Source organism: Enterobacter cloacae complex sp. I1M (assembly GCF_014982425.1).
Lineage (GTDB): Bacteria > Pseudomonadota > Gammaproteobacteria > Enterobacterales > Enterobacteriaceae > Enterobacter > Enterobacter intestinihominis.
This window is the reverse complement of record NZ_JADCLG010000028.1, coordinates 20,625-27,499: the sequence shown is the minus strand read 5'-3', so window position 1 is coordinate 27,499 and position 6,875 is coordinate 20,625. Positions and strand designations below refer to the sequence as shown.

Below are 6,875 nucleotides of genomic sequence, written 5' to 3'. Positions count from 1 at the left end.
CCAGCTGAGCTACGGATGCAAAATGGCGGTGAGGCGGGGATTCGAACCCCGGATGCAGCTTTTGACCGCATACTCCCTTAGCAGGGGAGCGCCTTCAGCCTCTCGGCCACCTCACCACACAACGCCTCTTTCGAGTGCTTCGAGCAACTCGTTAAGAGCTTCTCGTCGCTGCGTGGCGCATATATTACTTTCTGGGACTTATAAGTCAAACAATTTTCCACATGCTTTTTTCGTTTGCACAATTCGCACCCAATTCGCATGTAAAAGCCGCAAAGAGAGTGTTTTATAAGCGGATTTTGCAGGCATCTTCACAGAATTGTGTTGAGAGAAGCGCGTCTTTTGGATGAGATAAGATTATGAGAGTGGTCAAAAACGAAGCGTTTGAAATAGAACGGTAACTTTATGCAGGAAAAATAACAGGAGGGTTGCGTCTCGCCCGACAGCGAGACGCGACAATATCAGTAACTGGACTGCTGGGATTTTTCAGCCTGGATACGCTGGTAGATCTCTTCACGGTGGACAGATACTTCTTTAGGAGCGTTAACACCAATACGTACCTGGTTACCCTTTACCCCTAAAACTGTCACGGTGACCTCATCCCCAATCATGAGGGTCTCACCAACTCGACGAGTCAGAATCAGCATTCTTTGCTCCTTGAAAGATTAAAAGAGTCGGGTCTCTTGTATCCCGGCATTATCCATCATATAACGCCAAAAAGTAAGCGATGACAAACACGTAAAGTGTAAGCAGTCACGGCATCACATTCTGTTAAACGTAAGTTTAGCCGATATACACAAACTCAACCTGACTTTATCGTTATCGATAGCGCAGTGAGCAAGACGCCATAACGTTACCGCTATGGCGTCTGCTTGTGCTTTGTAGTTATTACAGTTTCGCGCTTACCCAGCTTTCAACGCTGGCTAATGCCGCGGGAAGTGCCGCCGCATCCGTACCACCGGCTTGCGCCATGTCCGGACGACCGCCACCTTTGCCACCCACCTGCTGGGCGACCATGCCAATCAGTTCCCCTGCTTTGACACGATCCGTCACATCCTTAGAGACGCCCGCAATCAGAGAAACCTTACCCTCTGCGACCGTTGCCAGCACGATAATCGTCGAACCAAGCTGGTTCTTCAGATCGTCGACCATGGTACGCAGCATCTTAGGCTCAACGCCCGCCAGGTCGCTGACCAGCAGTTTGACGCCCTTAATGTCTACCGCTTTGCTGGAGAGGTTTGCGCTCTCCTGCGCCGCAGCCTGTTCTTTCAGCTGCTGGAGTTCTTTTTCCAGCTGACGGGTACGATCCAGCGCGACACGCACTTTCTCGCCCAGGTTCTGGCTATCGCCTTTCAGCAGCTGCGCGATCTCGTGCAGCTGGTCGCTCTGCGCATGCAGGCTGGCAATTGCACCTTCCCCGGTCACCGCCTCAATACGACGCACGCCTGCCGCCGTACCCGACTCGGAAACGATGCGGAACAAGCCGATGTCACCGGTGCGGGATGCGTGAGTACCGCCACACAGTTCGGTAGAGAAGTCGCCCATGCTCAGCACGCGAACGCGGTCGTCATATTTCTCGCCAAACAGCGCCATCGCACCTTTCTTCTTCGCTGCCTCAAGATCCATGATGTGGGTTTCGATTGGCAGGTTGCGGCGGATCTGGGCATTCACCAGGTCTTCCACCGCACGAATTTCAGACGGCTTCATCGCTTCAAAATGCGAGAAGTCGAAACGCAGCACTTTGTCGTTAACCAGAGAACCTTTCTGTGCAACGTGCGTACCCAGCACTTCGCGCAGGGCTGCGTGCATCAGGTGGGTTGCCGAGTGGTTCAGACGGATGCGCGCGCGGCGAGCTTCGTCAACGTTGGCCTGAACGCCCTCGCCCACTTTCAGAGAACCGGAAACCAGTTTGCCCTGGTGACCAATTGCCTGACCGTATTTCTGGGTATCGCTTACGCTGAAGCTGAAGCCATTGCCTTTCAGTTCGCCTTTATCGCCAACCTGGCCGCCGGATTCCGCATAGAAAGGTGTTTTATCCAGGATAACAACCGCGTCCTGACCTGCGCTAATGCTGTCTACGGCTTTACCGTCAACAAACAGCGCGGTCACGTTGCTGGTCAGAGCCAGCTCTTCGTAGCCTTTAAATTCAGACGCGCTATCAACGCGGATCATCGCGTTGTAGTCCGCGCCAAAACCGCTGGATTCACGCGCACGACGACGCTGCTCTTCCATTGCGGCTTCAAAGCCTGCTTCGTCAACTTTGATGTTGCGCTCGCGGCAAACGTCCGCCGTCAGGTCAACCGGGAAGCCGTAGGTGTCGTACAGGCGGAAAGCGGTTTCGCCATCCAGCGTGTCGCCCTTGAGTTTCGCCAGCTCGTCGTCCAGCAGCGCCAGTCCGCGCTCCAGCGTACGGGCAAACTGCTCTTCTTCGGTTTTCAGAACCTGTTCAACCTGCGCCTGCTGGCGTTTCAGCTCGTCACCGGCAGAGCCCATCACGCCAATCAGTGGCCCAACGAGTTTATAGAAGAAGGTGTCCTTCGCGCCCAGCATGTTGCCATGACGGATCGCACGACGAATGATACGACGCAGCACATAGCCACGGTTTTCATTCGACGGGATAACGCCGTCAGCAATCAGGAACGCACAGGAACGAATATGGTCTGCGATAACGCGCAGTGATTTGTTGTTCAGATCGGTTGCGCCCGTCACTTCGGCAACGGCTTTGATCAGGGTGCTGAACAGGTCAATCTCATAGTTGGAGTTAACGTGTTGCAGAACGGCCGCGATACGCTCAAGACCCATACCGGTATCTACGGACGGTTTTGGCAGCGGCTCCATGGTGCCGTCGGCCTGACGGTTGAACTGCATGAAGACAATGTTCCAGATCTCAATGTAGCGATCGCCATCTTCTTCCGCGCTTCCCGGAGGGCCGCCCCAGATGTGGTCACCATGATCGTAGAAGATCTCGGTGCACGGACCGCAAGGGCCGGTGTCACCCATCTGCCAGAAGTTATCAGACGCGTAAGGCGCGCCTTTGTTGTCACCGATACGGATGATACGTTCGCGAGGGATACCCACTTCTTTTTCCCAGATGTCGAACGCTTCGTCATCGGTCTCATACACGGTCACCCACAGACGCTCTTTCGGCAGATTAAACCAGTTTTCACCGGTCAGCAGTTCCCACGCATATTGAATGGCGTCGTGTTTGAAGTAGTCGCCGAAGCTGAAGTTACCCAGCATTTCGAAGAAAGTGTGGTGGCGCGCGGTGTAACCGACGTTTTCCAGATCGTTGTGTTTACCGCCCGCACGCACGCAACGCTGTGAGGTTGTGGCGCGGGAATAATTACGCTTGTCGAGACCAAGGAACACATCCTTGAACTGGTTCATCCCGGCGTTGGTAAACAGCAGAGTCGGGTCATTGTTCGGTACCAGGGAGCTGCTGGCAACAACCTGGTGTCCCTTACTATGGAAAAAATCGAGAAACGCCTGACGGATCTCAGCGGTGCTCTTGCTCATAATTATCCTGAAATCAAGCTAACGAAATGTCGCAGCAGATCTGTATCTGTAAACAGTTGGACGGACCAGCTACTGGAAAAAGTGGGAATAAGATAAGTTTTCTTTAGTGGGAAGTAAAATCCCGCATGCGTTCAATCGGTAAAATTACGCCAGATATCCTGAATATCTTCCATCAGGAAGCCGCGGTAGAGCAAAAAGCGCTGGATTTTAACTTTTTCTGAAAATTCACGCGGCAGCGGCTCACCGTACTTTCGTACCGCCTGCTCACGCGCCAGTTCGCACCAGTCGATTTCACTTTCGCGCATGGCTTTTTCAATCGATTCACGGGCTACACCTTTCTGGTTCAGCTCCTGGCGGATACGCGCTGGCCCATAGCCTTTACGACCACGGCTGGCAAGAAAGCGAGCGGCAAAACGGCCGTCATCCAGATAGTGATGCTCGTAGCACCAGGCGACCACGCGGTCATAATCTTCCGCGGTGGCATCAATGTCTTCCGGACCGTTTTTGCTCATGACGGGCGCTGACAGTTTCCGCCGCAGCTCCTGTTCACTATGGTCACGCACGGCAAGAATACGCACGGCCCGATCCAGCAAGCGTGAGTAGGCTGGTCGGCGTGATGTCGGTTCACTCATAAAAAACCTGTCGATTCAGAAATGCAAAAAGGGCCGCATCAGCAGCCCTTCATTTTTATCCGAGAGGATTAAAAGTCTTCGTTGGTTTCTTCAGCATCCGCGCCGTCGACCACGAAATCAGGTTTAGAGTCCTGGTTGCTCAGCAGGAGTTCACGCACCTTTTTCTCAATCTCTTTCGCCGCCGCCGGGTTCTCTTTCAGCCAGGAGATAGCATTCGCTTTACCCTGACCAATCTTGTCACCGTTGTAGCTGTACCATGCGCCCGCTTTTTCAATCAGCTTCTCTTTCACGCCCAGGTCAACCAGCTCGCCGAGGAAGTTGATACCTTCGCCGTAGAGGATCTGGAATTCAGCCTGTTTGAACGGTGCTGCGATTTTGTTCTTCACAACCTTCACGCGGGTTTCGCTACCGACGACGTTATCCCCCTCTTTCACCGCGCCGATACGGCGGATATCCAGACGGACAGAAGCGTAGAATTTCAGAGCGTTACCGCCGGTGGTGGTTTCCGGGTTACCGAACATTACACCAATTTTCATACGGATCTGGTTGATGAAGATCAGCAGCGTATTGGACTGCTTCAGGTTACCCGCCAGCTTACGCATCGCCTGGCTCATCATACGTGCCGCGAGGCCCATGTGAGAGTCACCGATTTCACCTTCAATTTCCGCTTTTGGCGTCAGCGCCGCAACGGAGTCGACGATGATCACGTCAACCGCACCTGAGCGCGCCAGCGCGTCACAAATTTCCAGGGCCTGCTCGCCGGTGTCCGGCTGTGAGCACAGCAGGTTGTCGATATCAACGCCCAGTTTACGGGCATAGACCGGGTCCAGCGCGTGCTCGGCATCGATAAACGCACAGGTTTTACCTTCGCGCTGTGCCGCCGCAACAACCTGCAACGTCAGGGTGGTTTTACCCGAGGATTCCGGACCGTAGATTTCTACGATACGGCCCATCGGCAAACCGCCAGCGCCCAGTGCGATATCAAGAGAAAGCGAACCAGTGGAGATAGTTTCCACATCCATGGAACGGTCTTCACCCAGGCGCATGATGGAGCCTTTACCGAATTGCTTTTCGATCTGGCCCAGTGCTGCCGCCAACGCTTTCTGTTTGTTTTCGTCGATAGCCATTATTACTCCTGTCATGCCGGGAGAAGCAACTGCGCTTCACCATGGACTTCTGTTCTGTTGAGGCAATTATACTGTATAGTCATACAGTATCAAGTATTTTGTAGAAATTGTTGCCAGAGCGTTTTTAACGCGTATTCCGTTGCCTGACGACGCACGCTTTCGCGATCGCCGCTGAAGCATTCCCGGCGGGTGATCCCTTCACCTTTTGAGGTGGCAAAGCCAAACCAGACGGTGCCGACAGGCTTCACGTCGCTGCCGCCGTCCGGCCCCGCGATACCGCTGATGGAGATAGCGTAATCTGCGCGCGCCTCTTTCAGCGCGCCAATCGCCATTTCGATCACCACCGGCTCGCTGACCGCGCCATGCTGCTCAAGCGTGGCTTCACGCACGCCAATCATCTGCGCTTTAGCCTCGTTACTGTAGGTCACAAAGCCGCGTTCAAACCAGGCGGAACTGCCAGCAATATCGGTAATTGCTTTCGCCACCCAGCCGCCGGTGCAGGATTCTGCGGTCGTAAGAGTCGCGCCGCGCTGTTTCAGCGCCAGCCCCACCACTTCGCTTAGCTGCATCAATTCATGGTCAGTCATTCTCGCTCCAGGCCTTAGAAAAACATGCAGCACAAGATAGCACTTTCTCATCAAATATGGGGATGCGCGTCGGGTTTTACGAGGGGGCTTCAGAAAAAAGCCGATGCGGGCGCATCGGCCAGAGAGACGCTTATTTCATGCTGTTAGCGAGGGTATCCACATTGTGGCGAAACGCCTTGACGTAGGTGTCCGCCACGCCGCCCTTCGCGGACAGCGCTTCCGGGTAAAGTTCACCGCCCGGCTGGGCGCCCGTGGCGGTCGCAATCTGCTTCACCAGGCGCGGATCAAGCTGGTTTTCCATAAACCAGGTTTTCACACCGTCAGCTTTAATCTGATTGATGATCTCCGCTACCTGCGCCGCGCTGGCTTCACTCTCAGACGACAGCCCCTGCGGCGCCATAAACGTCACGCCGTAGGCGCGGCTGAAATAGCCGAAGGCGTCGTGGCTGGTCAGCACTTTGCGCTTCGCCTGTGGGATGTCGCTGAAACGCTTTTTAGCCCAACCGTCCAGCTGAGAGAGCTGCGCAATATAGGGTTTACCGGTAGCTTCAAGCGCCGCCGTATCTTCAGGATCGGCCTTCACCAGCCCAGATAGAATATTTTGCGCATACAGCGCGCCGTTCGCCGCGCTGTTCCACGCGTGCGGATCGGTCACGGTTTTACCGTCCTCTTCCAGCGTGTGCGTTTTCACGCCGTCCGAAGCAACCACCAGCTGGCCTTTGAATCCGGAGGCTTTCACCAGACGATCGAGCCAGCCCTCCAGCCCCAGCCCATTGACTACCACCACGTCGGCTTTACTCAGCGCCGCGCTGTCTTTGGGCGAGGGTTCGAAAGTATGGGGATCACCGTCCGGCCCCACCAGCGTCGTCACCTTCACACGATCGCCGCCAACCTGCTGCGTGATGTCTCCCAGGATGGAAAAGCTGGTCACCACATTAAGCGTTTTCGCCATTACGCCGTGCGTCATCATGCCGAGCGCGAGCGCCACGGCTAACCCTGTACGTTTCATCGTTTCC

General features: G+C 54.8%; 6 protein-coding genes and 1 tRNA gene. All 7 read right to left on the bottom strand.

Annotated features, from left to right (window positions below; translation table 11 throughout):
• Positions 1 to 23: 23 nt before the first annotated feature.
• Positions 24 to 116 (bottom strand) — tRNA-Ser (locus INF86_RS17045).
• Between the two features lie 342 nt (positions 117 to 458).
• A complete protein-coding gene (csrA, locus tag INF86_RS17040; RefSeq protein ID WP_000906486.1) occupies positions 459 to 644 on the bottom strand; it encodes a carbon storage regulator CsrA in 186 nt (61 codons plus the stop codon).
• A gap of 241 nt (positions 645 to 885) precedes the next feature.
• Entirely contained in the window at positions 886 to 3,513 is a 2,628-nt protein-coding gene (alaS, locus tag INF86_RS17035; RefSeq protein WP_023298452.1) for an alanine--tRNA ligase, read from the bottom strand.
• A gap of 131 nt (positions 3,514 to 3,644) precedes the next feature.
• Complete coding sequence (recX, locus tag INF86_RS17030; protein ID WP_017382782.1) at positions 3,645 to 4,145, bottom strand: recombination regulator RecX; 501 nt, start codon at positions 4,143 to 4,145, stop codon at positions 3,645 to 3,647.
• 68 nt (positions 4,146 to 4,213) lie between these two features.
• On the bottom strand, positions 4,214 to 5,272 hold the full coding sequence (gene recA / locus INF86_RS17025; RefSeq protein ID WP_022649140.1) for a recombinase RecA: 1,059 nt from the start codon (positions 5,270 to 5,272) through the stop codon (positions 4,214 to 4,216).
• 89 nt (positions 5,273 to 5,361) lie between these two features.
• Positions 5,362 to 5,859 carry a nicotinamide-nucleotide amidase gene (pncC, locus tag INF86_RS17020; RefSeq protein WP_003862172.1) on the bottom strand — a complete coding sequence of 166 codons (498 nt, stop codon included), beginning with the start codon at positions 5,857 to 5,859 and terminating at the stop codon, positions 5,362 to 5,364.
• A 130-nt stretch (positions 5,860 to 5,989) separates the two neighbouring features.
• The gene (locus INF86_RS17015) at positions 5,990 to 6,868 is read right to left on the bottom strand and encodes a metal ABC transporter substrate-binding protein (protein ID WP_022649141.1); all 879 of its coding nucleotides are present in this window, start codon (positions 6,866 to 6,868) and stop codon (positions 5,990 to 5,992) included.
• Between the last annotated feature and the right edge of the window lie 7 nt (positions 6,869 to 6,875).

Bases quoted from the DNA above. Each gene is read 5' to 3' on its own strand.
- recA (WP_022649140.1), bottom strand. From the start codon at position 5,272: ATGGCTATCGACGAAAACAAACAGAAAGCGTTGGCGGCAGCACTGGGC.
- pncC (WP_003862172.1), bottom strand. From the start codon at position 5,859: ATGACTGACCATGAATTGATGCAGCTAAGCGAAGTGGTGGGGCTGGCG.
- INF86_RS17015 (WP_022649141.1), bottom strand. From the start codon at position 6,868: ATGAAACGTACAGGGTTAGCCGTGGCGCTCGCGCTCGGCATGATGACG.
- csrA (WP_000906486.1), bottom strand. From the start codon at position 644: ATGCTGATTCTGACTCGTCGAGTTGGTGAGACCCTCATGATTGGGGAT.
- recX (WP_017382782.1), bottom strand. From the start codon at position 4,145: ATGAGTGAACCGACATCACGCCGACCAGCCTACTCACGCTTGCTGGAT.
- alaS (WP_023298452.1), bottom strand. From the start codon at position 3,513: ATGAGCAAGAGCACCGCTGAGATCCGTCAGGCGTTTCTCGATTTTTTC.